18 protein-coding genes are annotated in these 20,536 nt (G+C 46.1%); 14 read left to right on the forward strand and 4 right to left on the reverse strand.

Annotated features, from left to right (window positions below):
- The first annotated feature begins 3 nt into the window (after positions 1-3).
- Genes BLR32_RS14945 through BLR32_RS14955 form a run of 3 tightly spaced genes read left to right on the forward strand, consistent with a single transcriptional unit; the run spans position 4 to position 4,002 of the window.
- On the forward strand, positions 4-1,860 hold the full coding sequence (locus BLR32_RS14945) for a class I mannose-6-phosphate isomerase (RefSeq protein WP_089833117.1): 1,857 nt from the start codon (positions 4-6) through the stop codon (positions 1,858-1,860).
- Positions 1,844-3,157: an MFS transporter gene (locus tag BLR32_RS14950; RefSeq protein WP_089833119.1), complete on the forward strand. Its 1,314-nt coding sequence runs from the start codon at positions 1,844-1,846 to the stop codon at positions 3,155-3,157. The genes BLR32_RS14945 and BLR32_RS14950 overlap by 17 nt, the downstream gene beginning before the upstream one ends.
- On the forward strand, positions 3,154-4,002 hold the full coding sequence (locus BLR32_RS14955) for an ROK family protein (RefSeq protein ID WP_143011478.1): 849 nt from the start codon (positions 3,154-3,156) through the stop codon (positions 4,000-4,002). Before BLR32_RS14950 ends, BLR32_RS14955 begins: the two co-directional genes overlap by 4 nt.
- Before the next feature lie 9 nt (positions 4,003-4,011).
- Here BLR32_RS14955 and BLR32_RS14960 read toward each other — a convergent pair whose 3' ends face one another.
- On the reverse strand, positions 4,012-4,578 hold the full coding sequence (locus tag BLR32_RS14960) for a dihydrofolate reductase family protein (RefSeq protein WP_089833123.1): 567 nt from the start codon (positions 4,576-4,578) through the stop codon (positions 4,012-4,014).
- A gap of 146 nt (positions 4,579-4,724) precedes the next feature.
- Here BLR32_RS14960 and BLR32_RS14965 point away from each other — a divergent pair, with 146 nt between their 5' ends.
- Positions 4,725-5,708 carry a GlxA family transcriptional regulator gene (locus BLR32_RS14965; protein ID WP_089833125.1) on the forward strand — a complete coding sequence of 328 codons (984 nt, stop codon included), beginning with the start codon at positions 4,725-4,727 and terminating at the stop codon, positions 5,706-5,708.
- Position 5,709: 1 nt separating this feature from the next.
- Here BLR32_RS14965 and poxB read toward each other — a convergent pair whose 3' ends face one another.
- Positions 5,710-7,434: a ubiquinone-dependent pyruvate dehydrogenase gene (gene poxB / locus BLR32_RS14970; RefSeq protein WP_089833127.1), complete on the reverse strand. Its 1,725-nt coding sequence runs from the start codon at positions 7,432-7,434 to the stop codon at positions 5,710-5,712.
- A 161-nt stretch (positions 7,435-7,595) separates the two neighbouring features.
- Here poxB and BLR32_RS14975 point away from each other — a divergent pair, with 161 nt between their 5' ends.
- From BLR32_RS14975 to BLR32_RS15005, 7 genes are all read left to right on the forward strand, one after another.
- Entirely contained in the window at positions 7,596-8,048 is a 453-nt protein-coding gene (locus BLR32_RS14975) for a helix-turn-helix domain-containing protein (protein WP_089833129.1), read from the forward strand.
- Between the two features lie 98 nt (positions 8,049-8,146).
- Positions 8,147-8,911 (forward strand): SDR family NAD(P)-dependent oxidoreductase, encoded by a 765-nt coding sequence (locus BLR32_RS14980; protein ID WP_089833131.1) that lies wholly within the window; start codon positions 8,147-8,149, stop codon positions 8,909-8,911.
- Positions 8,912-9,150: 239 nt separating this feature from the next.
- On the forward strand, positions 9,151-9,543 hold the full coding sequence (locus tag BLR32_RS14985; RefSeq protein WP_089833133.1) for a nuclear transport factor 2 family protein: 393 nt from the start codon (positions 9,151-9,153) through the stop codon (positions 9,541-9,543).
- A 139-nt stretch (positions 9,544-9,682) separates the two neighbouring features.
- On the forward strand, positions 9,683-12,043 hold the full coding sequence (locus BLR32_RS14990) for an ABC transporter permease (protein ID WP_089833135.1): 2,361 nt from the start codon (positions 9,683-9,685) through the stop codon (positions 12,041-12,043).
- A 263-nt stretch (positions 12,044-12,306) separates the two neighbouring features.
- Positions 12,307-14,709 (forward strand): ABC transporter permease, encoded by a 2,403-nt coding sequence (locus BLR32_RS14995; RefSeq protein ID WP_089833137.1) that lies wholly within the window; start codon positions 12,307-12,309, stop codon positions 14,707-14,709.
- 602 nt (positions 14,710-15,311) lie between these two features.
- Positions 15,312-15,575, forward strand: coding sequence for a hypothetical protein (locus tag BLR32_RS15000; RefSeq protein ID WP_089833139.1), 264 nt, complete (start codon positions 15,312-15,314; stop codon positions 15,573-15,575).
- A gap of 170 nt (positions 15,576-15,745) precedes the next feature.
- Entirely contained in the window at positions 15,746-16,405 is a 660-nt protein-coding gene (locus tag BLR32_RS15005; protein WP_089833141.1) for a DUF4272 domain-containing protein, read from the forward strand.
- 2 nt (positions 16,406-16,407) lie between these two features.
- Here BLR32_RS15005 and BLR32_RS15010 read toward each other — a convergent pair whose 3' ends face one another.
- Positions 16,408-16,650 carry a hypothetical protein gene (locus tag BLR32_RS15010; protein WP_143011479.1) on the reverse strand — a complete coding sequence of 81 codons (243 nt, stop codon included), beginning with the start codon at positions 16,648-16,650 and terminating at the stop codon, positions 16,408-16,410.
- A gap of 14 nt (positions 16,651-16,664) precedes the next feature.
- On the reverse strand, positions 16,665-18,140 hold the full coding sequence (locus BLR32_RS15015; RefSeq protein ID WP_089833144.1) for a S8 family peptidase: 1,476 nt from the start codon (positions 18,138-18,140) through the stop codon (positions 16,665-16,667).
- A gap of 106 nt (positions 18,141-18,246) precedes the next feature.
- On the opposite strand from BLR32_RS15015, the gene BLR32_RS15020 reads away from it, so the two are divergent.
- From BLR32_RS15020 to BLR32_RS15030, 3 genes are all read left to right on the forward strand, one after another.
- Positions 18,247-19,122 carry an alpha/beta hydrolase gene (locus tag BLR32_RS15020; protein ID WP_089833146.1) on the forward strand — a complete coding sequence of 292 codons (876 nt, stop codon included), beginning with the start codon at positions 18,247-18,249 and terminating at the stop codon, positions 19,120-19,122.
- 410 nt (positions 19,123-19,532) lie between these two features.
- The gene (locus tag BLR32_RS15025) at positions 19,533-19,820 is read left to right on the forward strand and encodes an ArsR/SmtB family transcription factor (protein ID WP_089833148.1); all 288 of its coding nucleotides are present in this window, start codon (positions 19,533-19,535) and stop codon (positions 19,818-19,820) included.
- Between the two features lie 32 nt (positions 19,821-19,852).
- A complete protein-coding gene (locus BLR32_RS15030) occupies positions 19,853-20,527 on the forward strand; it encodes a GNAT family N-acetyltransferase (RefSeq protein ID WP_089833150.1) in 675 nt (224 codons plus the stop codon).
- Positions 20,528-20,536: the final 9 nt, after the last annotated feature.

Raw genomic sequence — 20,536 nt, forward strand, 5'->3', positions numbered from 1 at the left:
GACATGTTGAATAATGTAAAAACAGATCCTGTGATCAATAAGGCAAATCATGAATCAGAGAACTGGCGTACTTCCGGACAGCGCCTGCTGCCATTACAGCAAACACCCGCTCCGGATGGATATAATATTTATCCAACACATGCTTTAGGCGCAGGTAAGATCAGTGAAGGTTATGAAACACTGGCAGCCTGGATCATTAGGCACGGTCAGGTGCAGATAGATGGTTATACAGGCATACTCTGGGACACGATACAGGACTCACTGAATGAGATCTTCCATCAGCAGTCGTTGAAGGTAAAATGGCATTTGACAGAAGATGCTTTGAAAGATGAAGAAACCATTGAGCAAATGGTTCGTCCTTTTTTGGGCGAACCAGGCGCCGTATGGGGAACGCGTACCTCCTTACAGCTGGCCGATTTTTTTGATAGAGAAAAGTTGGCTGCTATGCAACCGGAGCCCGGATATGATCTGCATATTGTGATCGGTACCGGTGCTGCACTGGTACGGAAGAATATTCCGCTGATCTACCTGGATATGCCCAAGAATGAACTGCAATACCGTATGCGTGCAGGCGCTGTCACTAACCTCGGTAGCAGTAAGACGGCGGCAGCGACTGAGATGTATAAACGCGCCTATTTTGTAGATTGGGTTGTGCTGAATAATTATAAACAATCCCTGGCAGACAGGATCTCCATATTTGCAGATACACAGTGGGGGGCTACGCTGACATGGATAAAAACGCAGGACCTGCAGGCTGGCATCGAACAGATCTGCCAGGATACTTTCCGGGTACGTCCCTGGTTTGAAGCCGGCGCCTGGGGAGGGCAGTGGATGAAAAAGAACATCCCGCAGCTGCCACTGGAAGAGATAAATCTTGCCTGGTCATTTGAAATGATCGTACCGGAGAACGGTGTGCTCTTTGAAAGTGACACCTACCTCTTTGAGATTCCCTTCGAATGGCTGATGTTCCTGCAACATGAAGCCGTGCTGGGAAAACATGCAGACATCTTCCGGTATGAGTTTCCCATCCGTTTTGATTTCCTGGATACCTTTGATGGTGGTAATTTGTCTATCCAGTGCCATCCTGCATTGTCGTATATCAGGGAACAGTTTGGCGAGACCATTACACAGGATGAAACATATTATATCCTCGATTGTAAAGAAGATGCCAGCGTATATCTAGGTTTTGCAGAAAATATTGATCCGGTGGAGTTCAGGACTGCGCTTGAGAACAGTCAGCAGCAGAACAAGCCGGTGCAGATCACAGATTATGTGCAACAACATAAAGCCAGTAAACATGACCTGTTCCTGATTCCCAACAGCACGGTACACAGCGCAGGGGCAAACAACCTGGTATTGGAGATCAGCGCCACTCCCTACATCTTTACATTCAAGATGTATGACTGGCTGCGTCCCGGATTGGATGGAAAGCCAAGACCAATCAATATCGATCATGCATTTAAGAACCTGGACTTCAGCAGGCAGGGTGCATTGGTGAAGAAAGAACTGATCTCTGCGCCGGCGCTGATAGAAGAAGGCACTGACTGGCAGTTATGGCACCTGCCTACACATGCGCAACACTTTTATGATGTACACCGCGTAGAAATGGATCATGCAATTACCTTTACAACCAATGGTATTTGTGAGGTGATGATGCTGGTGGAAGGAACGGTTATCGCAGTAAGAACGGCAAATGGAAAGGAAACAGTGTACCATTATGCAGAGACTTTCGTAATTCCTGCAGCAGCCGAAAGCTATACCCTTATTAATAAAGGACCGGGAAGGGCAAAGGTGGTAAAAGCCTTTATCAAAGCCGAACATCCGGTCTTCAGTACCATCAGTTATGAAAGCACAATCTGATTTTCTCCTCGTTATGACCACAGTGGTTGCCTCATTGGGAGGTTTCCTCTTTGGCTTTGATATGGCGGTTGTATCCGGCATATTGCCTTTTGTAAGACAGCAATTCGCGTTGTCGGCTATCCAGGAAGGATGGTTCGTATCATCTGCACTGGCAGGTTGTATTGCAGGCGTGATCGTTGCCGGTAACCTGAGCGACCGTCTGGGCAGAAAGAAACTACTCTATCTGGCTGCTTTGCTTTTCCTGCTGGCAGCATTGGGATGCGCTTTCTTTCATGACCTTTCCTGGATTATTACAGCCCGTATTTGTGGCGGAGTGGCAGTTGGTATCGCTTCGAGTATTGTGCCCCTGTATCTGTCTGAAATTGCTCCGGATGATAAAAGAGGGCGCCTGGTTACTTATTACCAGCTGGCAGTTACCATTGGCATACTCGTAGCCTATTGCAGCAATGCCCAGTTATTGTCCTATGCTGAGGCGCATAAACAGGATACAGGCGGTGGGCTGATCCAGTTCGTGTTTGTACAGGAAGTATGGCGAGGTATGTTCGGCATCGGTATGTTGCCCGCAGCACTATTCCTTTTCGGACTACTATGGGTACCTGAAAGCCCACGCTGGTTAATGCAACGGGGGCGTGCAGTTGCGCACGAAGGCTATGGCCCTTTATTTGAACCCGCTATGCGCAGGGCTTTACTGATAGGGATACTATTACCATTATTCTCCCAGTTCAGCGGTATTAACGCCATCATCTATTACGGACCTACTATCCTCAACAATGCCGGCATTACATTAAGCAATTCATTCCTTAGCCAGATCATCTTCGGAGCAGCCAACGTGTTCTTTACCATCTTCGCCATCTGGAAAGTAGATAGTCTCGGCAGACGGCCACTGTATCTATGGGGCACCGCAGGCGCTACTATCAGTCTGATCATGACGGGTATCTGTTTTTATACCGGCGCAACCGGTATTGCGCTGCTCTGTTGTGTACTGGCTTTCCTGGCTTTCTTTGCATTCTCGATCGGACCACTGAAATTTGTGATCGCAGCAGAGATCTTTCCCGACAATATCCGGGCAAGGGCCTTATCTTTAAGCATCATGGTGATGTGGGTGTCGGATACTATCGTGGGACAACTAACGCCTGTACTCCTGCGTAGCCTGGGTACCGCGCAGACCTTCTGGTTCTTTGCCGCATTCTGCCTGGGTGCTTTCATTGCGGTTTACAGACTGCTGCCGGAAACGAAAGGACAATCTTTTGAACAGATAGAGCAATATTGGAAAAATACATCGAAACAAACAGCATGAAGGATACGCAGGTCTTAAGTGTGGATATAGGGGGCTCTCATATCACAACTGCATTGGTGGATATGGAACGCAGGACATTCCTGCCAGATTCCATCTATCGTGAACACATTGATTCACATGCCGGTGCAGCGGATATCATCAGCCGATGGAGCTACGTGATGAAGAAGAGTATGCTGGCCGGTAATAACGTACATCGTATTGGTATCGCTATGCCGGGGCCTTTTGACTATGAAGAAGGGATCTCTCTGATCAAAGGACTGCACAAGTACGAAGCCCTGTACGGCCTGAATGTGAAAGATCTGCTGCAGGAACAACTGGGCATCGATAAAAAGTATATCAGGATCATGAATGATGCCTCCTGTTTCCTGCAGGGGGAACTATTCAATGGCGCGGCGAAAGGGGAGAAGGAAGTACTGGGATTGACACTCGGTACAGGTTTCGGATCATCCGTAGCAGATAATGGCGTCGCACAGGAAGGTACTTTCTGGAAAACCCCTTTCCTGGATGCTACAGCTGAAGAATACTTTTCCACCCGCTGGTTCCTCCGCCGCTATGAAGAACTGAGCGGCGAAAGGATCAAAAGCGTGAAAGAGCTGGCTGCCGTAGCACAGCAATCCACATATGCGTTTACGGTATTCCAGGAGTTTGGCTATAACCTGGCCATGTTCCTGCAGGAACAGCAGCCCATTCCCTCTCTCGTGGTATTAGGAGGAAATATTACCCAGGCATTTCACCTGTTCCGTTCCAACCTGGAACATCATATGAACGGTACCCGTTTCGTAGTCTCGGAACTGGGAGAAGAAGCCATCCTGCTGGGTGCAGCAGGTTTCTGGGAAATACCCTAGTCGCCTGCTTTATTGCTGCCACGGTTTGTAATACAGGATCACCACGCCTGAGCTGAAGGTCCTGGCTTTTACAAACCGCAGGTGTATATTCTCTTCCATATCCCTGAACATAGGTACGCCATGTTGTATAAAAACGGGGTGTACCCATATCTGGAATTCATCAATCAGACCGTCCTGTATAAAGGACCTTACGATGCTGCCACTGCCGTAGATGATCATATCTTTCCCGGGCAACCGTTTCATCTTCAATACTTCTTCACTGATATTCTCCTTCACCAGCCTGGTATTGCTCCAGGTAGCAGATTCCAATGTCTGGGAGAATACGACCTTGTTATGATTGTTCATCATATCAGCATATTCCAGCTCTATTCCGGTGAATGTCTTGTTGGGCCAGTAGCGCGCCATTCTTTCGTAGCTCACGCGGCCCAGCAGGATGGTATCTGTTTTGCCCAACTGATCGCAGAAATAGATTGACATTTCGTCGTTCCACAAGGGGAAGTGCCAGTCCAGCTCTCCATCGGTCCCGGCCATGAAACCATCAAGCGTCACATTCATAGATACGATTATCTTTCTCATTCAGTTAGAGGTTACTTCTCAATTTCAAAGATACTATGACATGACAGGTTGGAAGGGGCGTAATCCGGACTTGTAGCGGGGTTGTTTCTGACATCTAATTTTCCTTATTTTTGCCAAGCAACCTGTTTATTAAACGCTGATCCCAGATGAAACACATTTCAATCCTAGTGCCAGATGAGGCTGTATTAGGCACCATCTCTGATACACGTTATATGTTCACCACACTGAACGAGTTCCTTGAATCAGATGGTAAACCGGCCATGTTTAAAGTGCAGCTGGTCGGCCTGACCCGCGATATTCCTTTGAACCAGGGTCTTTTCTCTGTGCATCCCGATGTACTGATCCAGGATGTAAAGAAAACAGACCTCATTGTCATTCCCGCACTAAGCGGTAATCTGAAAGCAACCCTGGAAAGGAATAAAGCCTTCATTCCCTGGATCATTGATCATTATCATAACGGTGCCGAAGTAGCCAGTCTGTGTATCGGCTCATTTATGCTGGCCGCGACCGGATTGCTGGATGGGAAAGAATGTTCCAGTCACTGGGCTTCTGCCGGCGAATTCAGGGCGATGTTCCCCGATGTAGACCTGATAGATGGCAGGATCATTACTGAGGAACAAGGCCTGTACTCAAGTGGTGGCGCCAATTCCTACTGGAACCTGCTGTTGCACATCGTTGAAAAATATACGGATCGTGCATTGACTATCAGGATCGCCAAACTGTTTGCCCTTGAAATAGACAGGAAAACACAGTCGCCTTTTGTCATGTTTAACGGACAAAAGAAACATGAAGATGAACCTATCAAAAAGGCGCAGGAGTTCATAGAATGTAACCTGACAGAAAGGATCTCTGTGGATGATCTGGCTTCCAAATTTGCCATAGGCAGAAGGCATTTCGACCGCCGTTTCAAGAAAGCGACCAACAATACACCCGCCGAATATATTCAACGGGTGAAGATTGAGGCCGCAAAGAAATGGCTGGAAAACAGCCATAAGAATGTGAATGAAGTCATGTATGAAGTAGGCTATAATGACACCAAATCATTCAGAACTGTCTTCAAAAAGATTACAGGATTATCGCCTATCGATTACAGGAACAAATACAATAAAGAGGCTGCGGTAATGGCCTGACCTAGTCCAGGAAATTGGTGGTCAACGTATCCCACACCTCCTTACCATTACCGTTGAATACCTGTTTCAACGCATACATTCCAAATCCTTTCGCCTGGGAAAATTCTATCCTGGGTGGCATTACCAGTACGGACGGATTCACAACAGCGTCTATCAGTACCGGACCATCATGCGCGAATGCCTTTTCCAGGGCGGTACCCACATTGGCCGGATCTTCCAGGCGGATGCCTTTTATACCTATGGCCTCGGCCATACGGGCAAAGTCAGGATTTTTCAGATCAGTACCATAAGGCGGGAGTCCTGCAACCTTCATTTCCATCGCCACAAATCCCAGAGAACTGTTGTTAAACACGATGATCTTCACCGGCAGATTATACTGTGCTATGGTGAGGATATCTCCCATCATCATAGCAAAACCTCCATCTCCTGACAGGGAGATTACCTGTCTGCCGGGATAAGTCAGCTGTGCCCCGATAGCCTGCGGCATTGCGCTGGCCATAGAACCATGATTAAAAGACCCCAGCAGTCGTTGTCCCTTTTTCATTTGCAGATAACGGGCTGCCCATACGGTAGGTTCCCCCACATCGGTGGTAAAGATGGCGTTATCTGATGCCAGCTGATTAATCATATGCGCTAGGTATTCCGGGTGTATGGGCGTCTTGTCAGCTTTACCGGTAGCCTGACTATCGAGTGTTGCCCGGGCGTTTTTGTAGTGCTCCACACACTTGTCCAGGTAAGATCGGTCCGTTTTCCGCTTTACCAATGGCAACAGGCAATGAAGGGTTTCCTTCACATCTCCCACCAGCCCCAGGGCTATATTACAACGTCTGCCGAGGCGCTCCGCCCGGATATCTATCTGCGCGATCTGTGCACGGGAAGGGAACCAGTCTTTGTAAGGGAAGTCAGTTCCCAGCATGATCACCAGGTCGCTGTTTTCCATGGCGTGATAACCGGAGGAAAATCCTATCAGGCCGGTCATACCCACATCAAAAGGATTGTCATATTCTACATGCTCTTTTCCCCGCAGGGCATGCACCATAGGAGTAAGCAGTTTTTCGCCCGCAGCCATCAGTTCATCATGTGCACCGGCGCAACCGCTGCCACAGAGGAGAGTGATCTTTTCGGACTGGTTGATGAGCTCTGCCAGTTTATTCAACTCAGTGTCGGAAGGACGGATAGTGGGGCGACTGATCATCAGGGGATGTTCCAGACCGTTGCTTTCTATCGCTTGCATGGCTACATCTCCCGATAGGGCAATAACGGCTACGCCACCTAATCCGACGGCATTTTGCATCGCGATCTGCAATACCCTGGGCATCTGCCGGGCAGAAGCAATGGTTTCGCAATAGTGGCTGCACTCCCGGAAAAGGGATTCAGGCCGGGTTTCCTGGAAATAGGAAGTGCCTATTTCTGTACTGGGAATCTGAGCCGCGATCGCCAGTACAGGCGCCATACTCCTGTGAGCATCGTATAATCCGTTAATGAGATGCATATTGCCGGGACCGCAGCTACCCGCACATACTGCCAGTTTCCCGGTCAGTTGTGCTTCCGCGCCCGCAGCAAAGGCCGCCGCTTCCTCATGGCGGTAATGTATCCATTCTATTGCTTCATGCTGACGGATCTCGTCAGTTATACTGTTCAGGGAATCTCCCACCACGCCATGTACTCTTTTGACGCCGGCGGCTACCAGTTGTTCGACTATTTGTGCAGCGATCGTTTTGGGCATAAAACAAGGTATTATTTGCTTAAATTTACATTTAAAATCAATGTGTTATACTTTGGTAAGGATTCTGCCAACAGAAACCCTGATCTGTACAAAAAAACTGAAAAGGGTACCATTTTTATGCCGGTAGATTGTCTTATACTTGCCTCTCAAACGTAAACGTCATGATCACAGCGATATCAACTCCGGCCGGAAATAATCATATCTTAAAAGGTATCTCAAAGGAAGAGGCAGCGCAGATCAAAATCCCCAGAAAATATATCAGCCGTAAGGAAGAGATCTACCAGGAGTTTCTCAGGCTGGTAGACGAACACCTGGCCGATATAGTAGCCGAACGGACAGACAAAATGAATGAGCTCAGAGAATTTGCAGAAGCGCTGTTCATTCATCCCACACATCTCAGCAATGTCATCAAAGAGCATACCGGGTATCATCCCTGCTTTTTCTACGAAGAAAAGCTGCTGAAGCTTGCCAAGGAGTTATTGCTGGATAATAAACGCTCCGTGGCGGATGTTGCCTATTTACTTACTTACGACCCTTCCAACTTTACCAAGTGGTTTAAATCATTTGAAGGAGTAACGCCCACACAATTCAGACGCCTGCATCAGCAGGGATGAAAAATACTGAAGTAGGTACCATTTTTACTGAAGAGGGTACCATCATTCCGGAGCTGGGATGTGCCAACTTTGTACTGTAAATCAAAACACAGTACAAAATGAAAACAACGAAGAAAATAGCACTTGTAACAGGCGGTAGCCGCGGATTAGGTAAGAACATGGTGATAGAACTGGCAAAGAACGGGCATCATATTGTGTTCACTTATAACAGCAAAAAAGAGGAAGCACAGAAGGTCATTGCTGAAGTAGAGAAATTTAATGTAGAAGCTGTTGCCCTGCAGTTAAATGTAAGCGAGACTAAATCTTTCCCCGCTTTTAAAGCCAGTCTGCTAAAGGCATTGAAAGAAAAATGGGATACTGAGAATATTGATTTCCTGGTGAATAATGCCGGTATTGACCGTGCCTCACTGATTGCCGACACAACGGAAGAAGACTTCGATGATTTAATGAATACCCACTTCAAAGGCGCTTATTTCCTTACACAAACATTGCTGAATGTGATTGCTGACGGTGGAAGGATCGTAAATCTTTCAACCGGTCTGGCAAGATTTGTAACGCCCGGTTATGCTGCATACTCTTCCATGAAAGCAGCCATATACAACTTCACAAAATACCTGGCAAAGGAACTGGGCCCAAGAAGGATCAATGCCAATGTGGTAGCTCCCGGTATCATTGAAACTGATTTTACCCGCGATGCGCTGGAAAACCATCCCGGAGCGAAAGAGTACCTGTCAACCCAGATAGCTTTGGGACGTGTTGGCGTACCGGACGATATAGGCGGTGTTGTGGCATTCCTCTGTAGTGAAAGGGCCAGGTGGATCACCGCACAGTGTATAGAAGCATCCGGCGGAATGTTTCTGTAACAGTACGAAGAACGATGAATGGCGAAAAGGCTGTAAACTACGGTTTGCAGCCTTTGGAAATAACCTGAGAAACATCGGAAAATGCCTCTAAACATCTCCTGAATTTCAATGTTATCGATAATGTATCTCTGAATTTTCATCCATGGTATGGAGCAGTGATTGCTGTCATAGCACAGAAAGGGGAAAAGCTACTGAAGAAATAGGATGCGGAGAAGTAAGACACGATAAAACATTGACAAATGGAGGCATATAATGAAGAAAAAATACGTGAGGCGCTGAATGCCCATTGGCGTGCGTCCGCAGCTGGTGATGCGAACGCGGAGCATGATATTTATGATGATGATACCATCTGTGACTATCCTCAGTCGGGAGAGCGAATCTTCGGACGACATAATTTGCAGGCGCTGCGGAGTCATCATCCGGGCAAGCCCTCTGGCTTCGATATCAGGCGAATTATCGGCAGCGGCAATGTCTGGATTACAGAATATATCATTACCTACCAGGAGCAACGGTATTATACGGTAAGTATTATGGAGTTCCGCAATGGCAAAGTAGTGCAGGAGACACAGTATTTTGCAGATGCCTTTGACGCGCCAGCCTGGCGAAGTCAGTGGGTGCATCGAAATGTATAAAAGCCGATACCGGACAGGGAATGTTTCAAAAGTGAACATATGGGAATTTATATAATGTATAGTTGTTTTTATAATAGAAATATATAGATTGGCATTGGCTTGGTTAATTAGCATGCTGAATAGCCTAATACTCCCACCGATGCTTAAAAACTACATTAAAATAGCCTGGCGCAACCTCCTGAAGGATCGTCAGTTTACATTGCTTAATCTGGTTGGTTTGTCTACTGGATTAACCTGCGCAATACTCATCTATCTATGGATCAATGATGAAGTACATGTTGACAGGTTTCATGCAATGGATGATCAGCTGTACCAGGTGATGACCAATATAGAAAATTCGGAAGGTGTTCAGACAATGGCGGCTACACCGGGTATTCTGGCAAGGACCATGAAAAATGATATGCCGGAAGTGGAATATGCTGCTGCGGTTATTTATCCGTACTGGGCGGGAGAGACGACCTTGTCTGTGAAAGACGATAATTTGAACGCAGTGGGGTATTATGCTGAAAAGGACTATTTCAACATCTTTTCTTACCCACTTTTACAGGGAAATAAAGACCAGGTGTTATCAGATAAGAACAATATTGTTATATCGAAACAGCTGGCATTAAAACTGTTCCATACCACAGAAAATGTAGTGGGTCGCACTATTGAGTGGCAGCATGAAAAGCAATACCAGGTATCAGGCGTGTTTGACATTCCTGCCAACTCCTCCGTAAAGCATGATTATATCCTGCCTTTTGATGTGTACCTGGACCAATATTCCTTTCTGAATTCCTGGGGAAGTATTGACCCCTCTACTTACCTGGTATTGAAGAAAGGGACAGATATAGACCGCTTCAATAAAAAGATTACAGACTACACGAGGACTAAAGATAAGAATGCCGGTTATAAGCTGTTTGCCCGCCGGTACTCATCCGGGTATTTATACAACCGGTTTGAAAATGGTGTGCTGGCAGGTGGAAGGATAGAATATGTGCGTATGTTTTCTATTATCGCTCTTTTCATTCTCATCATTGCCAGTATCAACTTCATGAACCTGTCGACTGCCAAAGCCTCTAAACGATTGAAGGAAGTAGGCATCCGGAAGGTAGTAGGTGCAGACAGGAAGCTGCTTGTTTTTCAATACCTGGGAGAATCAGTCCTCATCACTTTTTTGGCGCTGCTGGCTACATTGGTATTGTTACCTTTTCTGTTGCCTGCCTTTAACCAGATTACCGGCAAGCAGATATCCCTGCAGGCTGACCCGGTATTGTGGACATCTGTTTTGGGTATTACCCTTTTTACGGGCATACTGGCTGGAATTTACCCCGCATTTTATCTCTCAGGCTTCAATCCCATTGCCATTCTGAAAGGCAAATTACGGGCTTCTTTAGGGGAGATATGGGTAAGAAAGGGACTGGTGATGTTCCAGTTCGTTATTTCTGCGGTATTCATTATCGCGGTACTGGTGGTATATAAACAGATCAGGTATATACAAACAAAGGATCCGGGTTATAATGTAGACAATATTATCAGCTTCCAGATGGGATCAGAAGTGATAACAAAAACGCCTGTGTTTGTGAATGCTATCAGGAACATGCCGGGAGTCGTAGCTGCATCCAGTATAGATCACGCAAGTATAGTGGCCGACTATGGCAGTACTTCCGATATCTACTGGGAAGGGAAGCAACCAAATGATAAAACCAGCTTTGCCAACATTGGTGTATACTATGGTGTTATCGAAACGCTGGGTATGACGATGAAAGAGGGCAGGAGTTTCAATAGCAATGTGAGCTCAGATAGTACAGAAATTATCTTTAATGAAGCTGCTATTAAAAGCATGGGACTTACTAACCCCGTAGGCAAGATTGTAAAGATGTGGGGAGTGAAGAGGAAAATAGCCGGAGTAGTAAAAGACTTTAATTTTGAATCCATACACGAGCATGTGAAACCCTTTGCCATGCGGCTGGAACCAGCAGCAACCTATAGAATACTGGTCAGGATCAAAGCTGGTAAGAACCGTGAAACGATAGACATGCTGCGTAGGGCTTATGAGAAATTTGATCCGGGATTCCCGTTTGTTTACAAATTTGTAGATGGTGAATACCAGGCACAATATACTGCTGAAAACCGCCTGGGCGCTTTATCTGCTTATGCAGCAGGACTAGCCATCGTGATATCCTGCCTGGGTTTATTTGGTCTGGCCGCTTTCACCGCACAGAGAAGAAAGAAAGAGATTGGCATCCGCAAAGTATTGGGCGCATCAGAAAGAAGCGTGGTGGTCATGCTGTCTGCTGATTTCCTGAAGCTGGTGCTGATCGCTGTTTTCATTGCATTCCCGCTAGCCTGGTGGCTGATGGATCAATGGCTGGCAGGTTTTGCCTATCGTACTGCTATTGGGGCGGATGTGTTTTTAGTAGCTGGTGTTGCCACTATTCTGATCACATTAGTGATTGTTAGTTATCAGGGTATCAGGGCTTCGCTGATGGATCCGGTGAGAAGCCTGAGAACAGAGTAGGAAACTACAATACGAGGAGTATAACGAAGGCTGTAAAGAGCCTGCGAATGGAATAATTGATGCAAGCTTTCAATCAGGAGAACGGCCGTCTCAGTAACAATTGGGACGGTGCTCTCCTATCTTTATGAATCATGTCCGGAAGCGGACATAATAATGCCGGAAGTGGACATTTTTACTTAGTGTTCGTATTGTAAATGGTTGAAAATGAGCGATTAAATATTTTGTATTGTTTTTGCGCCATACACCCGATAATCCCCTCCCGTATGCTTAAAAACTATCTTAAAACTGCGTTAAGAAGCCTGTGGCGCAACAAGCGCTATGCATTTCTGAACATCACCGGTCTTACCCTGGGCATCACCGTTTGCCTGGTGATCTATGTGATCATTCAATACGAGCAAAGCTTCGATATGTTCCATACGAAGAAAGATCGCATCTATAGGGTGCTTACGGTAACGCCGGAGGAAAGTGGCAAGATCAATTATACGCAGGCGGTGTCTTTCCCTGTGCCCACTGCGCTGCCAAACGATTTTTCCGAGTTCGAAAAGGTAGCCGGCATTGTACAAATGGGTAAAAGACTGGTAACGCTGGAAGACAGGCATGGCAACATTCAGAAGAAATTCAAACCACTGGTATATTTCCTGCAACCCTCGTTCTTCGACATATTTGATTACAGGTGGCTGGCAGGCAATAAGGCCACTGCGTTGAATGACCCTAATTCCACAGTGCTGGCACGTTCCACTGCAGAGAAGTATTTTGGCGACTGGCACAAGGCCATAGGGCAGGTCATCAAACTTGACAAACAATTTGACCTGACAGTAACAGGCATACTGGATGACCCTCCCAAGAACACAGAGTTCCAGTTTGATATGGTGGCAACTTATGCCTTGCTTAAAATAAACGAGATAAAGGATTGGGTAACGCTAGATGACATTCATAATTGCTATGTGTTGTTACGCCCATCGCAGGATGTGGAAAAGATCAACCGGGAATTGATCGCTTTCTCGAAAAAATACAAAGACCCGAAGAGCAACGTCACGCATATGCTGCAGTCGCTGGGCGACGTGCATTCAGATAAACGCACAGGAAACTTTATTGGCCGTGTAGCATCACCTGAACGGATAAGGATGCTGTGGATGATCGCTGCTTTTATTTTGCTCATTGCCTGCGTGAACTTCATCAATCTGGCCACTGCACAGGCTGTAAACCGTGCGCGTGAGATCGGCGTGCGTAAGGTACTGGGTAGTAACCGCTGGCAGCTGAAAATACAATTCCTGTCTGAAACTGCTATGCTGGTGCTAGCTTCCCTTCTGCTGTCCGTGGTATTAGCGTTGTGCGTGCTTCCATTTATCAGCAGGGTAATGGACCTGCCGCTGGATGCAGGTATGCTGGCTGCCTATAACGTATACATTTTATTGTTCGTCATCTTCCTGGCTGTCACCTTGCTCGCAGGCTTCTATCCTTCCATCGTTGTATCGGCTTTCAATCCTATCAATGCACTGAAGAGCAAGATAGCGGCCAGCAAAAAGTCTGGTGGCATTTCTTTGCGCCGTGGCCTGGTAGTTTTCCAGTTTATTATTACGCAGGCATTGATCATTGGTACGTTAATCATCCTGCAGCAGATGAATTACTTTCACAAGCAATCCATGGGTTTTACCCGGGATGCCATTGTGAATGTAGCTTTCAATAACGACAGCGCGGGTAATGCAAAGATTGCTTACCTCCGGGCTGAGTTGCAACATATCAAAGGCATACGGGAGGTGAGCTTTTCCAATGCTGCTCCTTCCAGAGATGGTAACTGGTGGACAGGCTTTAGATTTGATCATCAGACTGAGGAAACCAAATTCCCCTCCGTTACACGCTGGGTAGATTATAACTTTCTCAATACCTACGATATCAAACTCATTGCAGGCCGTAACCTCACCATTGCAGATTCCGTACGCGAGTTCCTGGTCAACGAAACCCTGGTACAAAAATTAGGTTTGAAACCAGCCGATGTGCTAAATAAAGAGATAGATGTATGGAACGGGCAAATCAAAGGCCTGATTGTGGGCGTGGTGAAGGATTTTGCTGCCGGTTCACTGAAAGAGGCAGTGGCGCCTGTATTCATGTGCAACATAAAGCGGCGTTTCTCCAGCGTGGGCGTAAGACTCGCTACCGGTGCTGATGTACAGGCTTCGCTAAAAGCTATTGAGAAACTTTGGAACGAGAACTTTCCTGAACAGATCTTTGAATACCAGTTCCTGGACCTGCAAATAGCAGAATATTATAAAGAAGAACGTCAGTTGGCACATTTGTACGAAATCTTTGCAGGCATAGCCATATTCCTCAGTTGCCTGGGCTTATACGGCCTGGCATCGTTTATGGCGGTGCAGCGTGTCAAGGAAGTAGGTGTGCGTAAAGTGCTGGGGGCAACGCCGGCTCATATTGTATATCTTTTTTCTAAGGAGTTTGTTCTGCTCATAGGTATCGCATTTGTAATAGCAGCGCCGGTAGTATGGTATTTCATGCATAACTGGCTCAATAATTTCGTGAACCGGATAGAGATTAACTGGAGCGTCTTTGTATTTGGAGGCGTGGCGGCACTGGCGATAGCGCTGGTAGCGGTTAGCTCACAAGCTATCAGGGCTGCCGTGGCGAACCCAATCAATAGTCTGAAAGCAGATTAAGAAAACAGTTGTCATATAGTGTGTGGGTATTAGGATGTTGTTGGGAATATCCTGAATCAATAATATGGAGTTTTATAGAATAAGCATTTCAGCTGCGAAGTGATTATTGAAATTGTGATGGGTAAGCGGAAACAAGGATGCCGGAGATATTATCTCTGGCTTTTTTGTTTTTGTGACAGTGGGGATGTATCTAATGAGATGAAGAAAGAGCTGGATAAGAATATCCAGCTTTCATATCTCACGTTATGAAGAGACACGCTTATCGCATGTCTATCAGGTACGCAAGATAGTTCGGCACTTTGGAATGTCCTCTTAATAAGATGTTAAATACTGAACTTGAGCGGGATTTCCTATACTAAACTGATCAAGTGGCTATAAACCAGAATAATGATCATATCCCTGTTCACGCCCCATAATCGGAGGGTGCTGGCTGTTAAAGCTGATAGTATCAGCAACATGGCACAAAACTGGATAATATATTTAAGAGATCCCTGCGAAAACGAATTGAGGATAAGCTGAATAAAAAAGGAAAGAAGTTGTAACGATTGTATCGACCACTGACAGAAGAATGAAATTTAATTAATCCATAAATGCAATGTATTATGAACTTCAAATCAGTTTTTGCTAAAGGATTTACTGTGGCAGCAATCACAGCTTTTCTGGCTTTGAATGTACAGGCACAGGAGCCAATTAAGAAAGATACTTCCCAACTTTATCATGAAACAGATAAGAAGCAAAAAGTAGATAAGGTGAACAAGAAAATAGAAAAGGTGGACAAGAAGAAAGATAAAGCGGATAAGAAAATAGATAAAAAGATGCAAAAGGTGGATAAGAAAATCGATAAAATGAAGAAAGATACTATGTGAGAAATGTAGGTATTTTTAGCCTGTTATGGCAGCAGGGAGGAGAACGTGCCCTGCTGTCATTTTCAAAACTAAAATGGTGTTGTCATTATATAAAGCTTCATATATCGGGATAATTTGTATATTTAAGCCATAAAATCCTGTGAATAAATAAAGTAGAAGTTTAAAAATAAATGCTGGCAACACGAATTACAAGAATTGAGGAACGGCTTTCACTACATGGCGTCAACAATTATCAGATCTCTTATCCGGAATACCTAAACTTTGATCAGGAGCATTTTGCGACACCAAGAGAGGTGGGTTGCAGAGTGATGATCCTCACTGCTATTGCCTATACGATACAGGATGAGACAAAGAAATATGGTATCGTTAAATGGCTCAAGGAAGAGAACATCTGGTCGCATGTGAGCGAGAAAGAAGTAGCATACCTGAACAGCCGGACAACCGGGGAAGACGAGATAGTAGACCTATCCTGGAAAATTGAAGCAGCCTATATACTGGCCTGGGCACTCGGCCTGGTAGACGATAAACCAATGCCTGGAGAAGAAGCTACAGAAGCGCAGATCAACAATATGATCCAGCAGCTGCCGGCACTGGGCGATCAACTGGAACCTTTTCTCAGTCAGCTGACTTTCAGAGATACTACAGAGATCTATGACGAGAATATCTTCTACGAACTGACCACCAGTCATTTCAGGGATACCTTGTTCAGTGGCGGAAAAAGCAGGGCAGACGTACACGTACCCGCTTCATTTGAGCGGCATCTGGCGCTGAACTGGCTGAGACGCTTTATGAGTGTGCAGGACTGGGACGATACAGATACTTCCACCTGATATTATCCTTTCTTTATTTTTCGCCTGGTATCAGGCACGTGATATTCCTTTTCAGGGGTAAGTGACCATTCTTTCCCTAACTCAGGCCGCACTTTCGTAATGTCGGTTCCTGCCAGCTCCAGCAGTACTGTCATGGGGAAGAGACTGTCGTCTACAATACGCAGGTTACAGGTATGTATGATCTTCTGCACCTGTTGCGCATCAGGCGTCCCATCTCCGATATATTGCAGAATATAGTTGCCCATACCTATCATTTCATTTACTCACTCAGGAGTATACCTTTCCCTTCAAAGGTAGGCTTAAATCCCAGGGATTTGATCCTGGCCGATAAATATTTCAGCATTTCATCCGCCCTTGCCTGGGTACGTTGCATAGCCAGTATCTCCGGGGCTGCAGACAATATACGGGCTGCCATTCCGGTAGCTGCCGGACAGGCCATACTGGTGCCATCCATGATGGCGTAACGGTCGTCGGGGAAGGTGGAAATAATACCTACACCCGGTGCTGTCAGATCTGTTTCCGGTCCGATGTTGGAGAAGTCTGCAATGAAATTGGCCTTGTCCTTCCCATAGGGCGCTTTTATACTGGCAGTTTGTACGGTACGGGAGGGAAAAGTCTTCTTTCTGCCCATTGCCGATACCGCTACAGAAAGGCTGTAAGACGCCGGGAAGCTCACTTTGTCACGGTCGTCATTGCCATTGGCACAAAAACAAAGCACGCCGGCATTATAAGCCTGTTTGATGTAACTGATAATGCCTTCATCCTGTTCTGCCTCTCCCAGGCTCATGTTGATGAGATCACATTTATCGAGGATCGCCTGGTTAATGGCCTTCATGATATAGAAATTAGAGGCTGATTTTCCGACAGGGAATACCCGGTAACTAAAGATCTCTACACCTGCAGCCACGCCATGAATGCCTCCTGAAGCCCCGATAATACCTGCCACATGAGTACCGTGCCCTTCGCCGTTGTCTTTATAATCTTTCGGATCTTCATCTTTTACACAGTTCATTCCACCGGATACTACCAGGTCCTTATGAGGACCAACACCTGTATCGATCACTCCCACACGGATACTGGCGGGTATTGAGGGCCAGCTGGCGGTAGGATAAAAGTATCGTAGTACGTCTTTGTAGTTGATGTCTATAGATGTCAGCGCGATATGAAGAGAAGCGGTAGCGGTAAAGCTGGCGCGGTAATATCCCCAGTAACTGTGTTCCGGATAAACGTAGATCCGTTGTATACGTTTGCCCTTCAGTGAGAGCGTTATCTTGCCTTTGGTTGTGGTGGTACCGGAATCGCCCAGTCTGTTCTCAAAATCAGTAAATGCGACGATATAAATGTCTTTTAGCGGGTTTCCTTCTTTGTCTGTGACCGTGATCTGCAGCTTGTTATTGATCTGGCTTTTCTTCGCCTTTTTCTCTATTGCTTCGCGATAGATAATAGCCTTTTTATAAAACTTCTCTTTGATGATCCTGAATCCGGGATAGGAGAAGCGGAAATCCGCCAGCTCATTGTCGCTTAGCTCTATCAGTTTGGCGCCGTCTTCCTGTATAGAGTCCAGCACCTTCACCGGGATCTTTTTCTCTTGTTTGGCAGGCATCCTGGCACTTAGTTTCAGGGAATCGCTTTTAACAGCCGGTTCGAGTACTGTAGTGAGGAAGTCTTTTACTTTCGGGTTGGTATCTGCGTTGGTCTGGGTCTGGGTGGCAGGCAGCAGGATGAAGTTTGCCATGGGTTGGAACTTTTTGAGGTGAAAAAATGTGTCGACAGTTGCGCTTACTAATTTACTAATTTATACGGCTGGTAAAGTATATCTTGTAAGTAAAACTACTCAGTCTATGCTATACAGGTATATTCTTCAGGCATTGTTCCTCCTGTTGCCATTTTCCACGATTATAGCCCAGGATACCGCCAAAACTTTCTATTTGTGGCCCGATGGTGCTCCGGGGTATGAAAACCGGAAAAACGAGCCGGAAGAGGCCAAAGATTACTACGTAAAGAATATCCACAATCCCTCTGTCACGATCTATCTTCCTCCTAAGGAAAAGGCGACCGGCGCCGCGGTAGTGATCTGTCCGGGAGGTGGCTTCCGTTTGCTTGTCTACAATTCTGAAGGACGTGATCCGGCCCGTTTCCTGAACAGTATAGGCGTAGCGGCCATCATCCTGAAATACCGCCTGTTCCGGGAGGAAAATTCCCCTTACACCCTGGAAAAGGAGATCAGACAGGATGCTTACCGCGCCATGCGTTTTGTACGCAGCCATGCGGCAGAGTGGAATATCGACACCAACCGGGTGGGTATCTGGGGCTTTTCTGCCGGTGGAGAAGTGGTGGCCCAGGTGGCTTATGGTCCGGGGTATGGGGATCCTAAAGCCAAAGATCCTATTGACCGGCTGAATGGGAAACCGGATTTCCAGATACTGGTATACCCTGGTCCCCTGGGTATACCAGAAAAAGTGCCTGCGGATGCGCCTAAGGCCTTTCTGATTGCTTCTAATGACGATGAATGCTGTTCTGCCCCTATCGTTAGCCTCCTGGAGCGTTACAGGCAGGCAAAAGTGCCAGTGGAGGCACATATTTTCGCTAATGGTAACCATGCCTTCAATATGGGTTACCGCTCCAATCTACAGTCTGTCCGGGCGTGGCCACAGCTGCTGACCAACTGGATGACGGATTGTAAGCTCCTCTCGCCGGCAACTGCAGCCGCTAAGTAAGCAAGATCTTATAGTGCAATATCAGTTTAGGAGTACGACCAGTTCGTACTCCTAAGCCTGCTTTATATCGGTCGGTTCCCTTTTATAATCCATAGATAAACCATCCTCAAACCATATATAACCCATATATAACCCATATCTCTATAAATATGGGTTATATATGGGTCATATATGGCTTATATATGGGTTATATATGGGTTATCTCACCGAATACACTATGGTAAAAGCTTTACAAGGGCTGTTTAAATACTTGATTATGTACCGGGTTATAGAAGTGTATCTTTTACAGTAGTAAAAAATGTTATGTCACAATTTGATGGCTGAGAATATATCGATATTTGACATTCTAATGACACTATGAGAGATGGTCTGTACGTCTTCCAAAAGGCATAATCGATAAATTTGCATCGATGAATAAGAAATTAGACATTAAAAGAATTGAGAAGATTTCCAAGGCACTTGGGGATCCATATCGTATTAAAATCGTGGAGGCCATTCGTAAAGAACAGGACTGGACTCCATGTACATTGATCCTCGATATGCTGGACCTGGCGCAGTCTACTGTTTCCCATCACATTAAACAGCTTGTAGATGCTGATCTGCTGCTGGCTGAAAAAGAAGGTCGTAATACAAAATATAAGATCAACAAAGAGGTCTTTGAGGAGTATGTAACATTCCTCTCGCTCTTCACTGCATAAGACTTATTACAAAACAAGCATCAATCTGTACCATGCAAAACTATGCTGCATTAGATAACCCGGTATGGCACGCCTTACAAACAACGCATAAGACATTCGCACAGGGAACGGAACGTGTGCAACGATATCCCGCAGACATTCTGCAATTCATGGGATGTGCTGATCCGCTTCATGCTGATCTGAACGAAATATTACCCTGGACATCTGTGGGAGAAAAGATGCTCATGATCGGTGAGCTACCTGTACTACCTCCTAACTGGGCACTGGTAAGACAGTTGGATTGTATACAGATGACCTGTGATCAGGCTGTGTCAGTAGCTGGTCCGGATGTTGTTCCCTTAGAGAATGTAGAGGAAATGCTGACGCTCACTAACCTGGTACAGCCGGGATTCTTTTACAGGAACACGCCTTTGCTGGGTACTTATTATGGTATCTATCAGGAAGGGCAATTGGTGGCTATCGCTGGCGAACGTACGAAGATAACAGGAATGGTGGAGGTGAGCGCGGTGTGCACGCATCCTGCATTTACAGGACGGGGATATGCGCACCAATTGGTAGCGCATATTGTGAATAAGAATGTGACCCAGGGGAATGCGCTGTATCTGCATTTTCTGACGAATAATGAAAGGGCGAGGAAGGTGTATGAGAGATTGGGGTTTAGGGATAGGAGGGGGATTGTGTTTTGGGAGATCATTAGGAATAGTTAAGGTGACCAT

Source organism: Chitinophaga filiformis (assembly GCF_900102545.1).
Classification (GTDB): domain Bacteria; phylum Bacteroidota; class Bacteroidia; order Chitinophagales; family Chitinophagaceae; genus Chitinophaga; species Chitinophaga filiformis.

Bases quoted from the DNA above. Each gene is read 5' to 3' on its own strand.
- BLR32_RS14945 (WP_089833117.1), top strand. From the start codon at position 4: ATGTTGAATAATGTAAAAACAGATCCTGTGATCAATAAGGCAAATCAT.
- BLR32_RS14950 (WP_089833119.1), top strand. From the start codon at position 1,844: ATGAAAGCACAATCTGATTTTCTCCTCGTTATGACCACAGTGGTTGCC.
- BLR32_RS14955 (WP_143011478.1), top strand. From the start codon at position 3,154: ATGAAGGATACGCAGGTCTTAAGTGTGGATATAGGGGGCTCTCATATC.
- BLR32_RS14960 (WP_089833123.1), bottom strand. From the start codon at position 4,578: ATGAGAAAGATAATCGTATCTATGAATGTGACGCTTGATGGTTTCATG.
- BLR32_RS14965 (WP_089833125.1), top strand. From the start codon at position 4,725: ATGAAACACATTTCAATCCTAGTGCCAGATGAGGCTGTATTAGGCACC.
- poxB (WP_089833127.1), bottom strand. From the start codon at position 7,434: ATGCCCAAAACGATCGCTGCACAAATAGTCGAACAACTGGTAGCCGCC.
- BLR32_RS14975 (WP_089833129.1), top strand. From the start codon at position 7,596: ATGATCACAGCGATATCAACTCCGGCCGGAAATAATCATATCTTAAAA.
- BLR32_RS14980 (WP_089833131.1), top strand. From the start codon at position 8,147: ATGAAAACAACGAAGAAAATAGCACTTGTAACAGGCGGTAGCCGCGGA.
- BLR32_RS14985 (WP_089833133.1), top strand. From the start codon at position 9,151: ATGGAGGCATATAATGAAGAAAAAATACGTGAGGCGCTGAATGCCCAT.
- BLR32_RS14990 (WP_089833135.1), top strand. From the start codon at position 9,683: ATGCTTAAAAACTACATTAAAATAGCCTGGCGCAACCTCCTGAAGGAT.
- BLR32_RS14995 (WP_089833137.1), top strand. From the start codon at position 12,307: ATGCTTAAAAACTATCTTAAAACTGCGTTAAGAAGCCTGTGGCGCAAC.
- BLR32_RS15000 (WP_089833139.1), top strand. From the start codon at position 15,312: ATGAACTTCAAATCAGTTTTTGCTAAAGGATTTACTGTGGCAGCAATC.
- BLR32_RS15005 (WP_089833141.1), top strand. From the start codon at position 15,746: ATGCTGGCAACACGAATTACAAGAATTGAGGAACGGCTTTCACTACAT.
- BLR32_RS15010 (WP_143011479.1), bottom strand. From the start codon at position 16,650: ATGGGCAACTATATTCTGCAATATATCGGAGATGGGACGCCTGATGCG.
- BLR32_RS15015 (WP_089833144.1), bottom strand. From the start codon at position 18,140: ATGGCAAACTTCATCCTGCTGCCTGCCACCCAGACCCAGACCAACGCA.
- BLR32_RS15020 (WP_089833146.1), top strand. From the start codon at position 18,247: ATGCTATACAGGTATATTCTTCAGGCATTGTTCCTCCTGTTGCCATTT.
- BLR32_RS15025 (WP_089833148.1), top strand. From the start codon at position 19,533: ATGAATAAGAAATTAGACATTAAAAGAATTGAGAAGATTTCCAAGGCA.
- BLR32_RS15030 (WP_089833150.1), top strand. From the start codon at position 19,853: ATGCAAAACTATGCTGCATTAGATAACCCGGTATGGCACGCCTTACAA.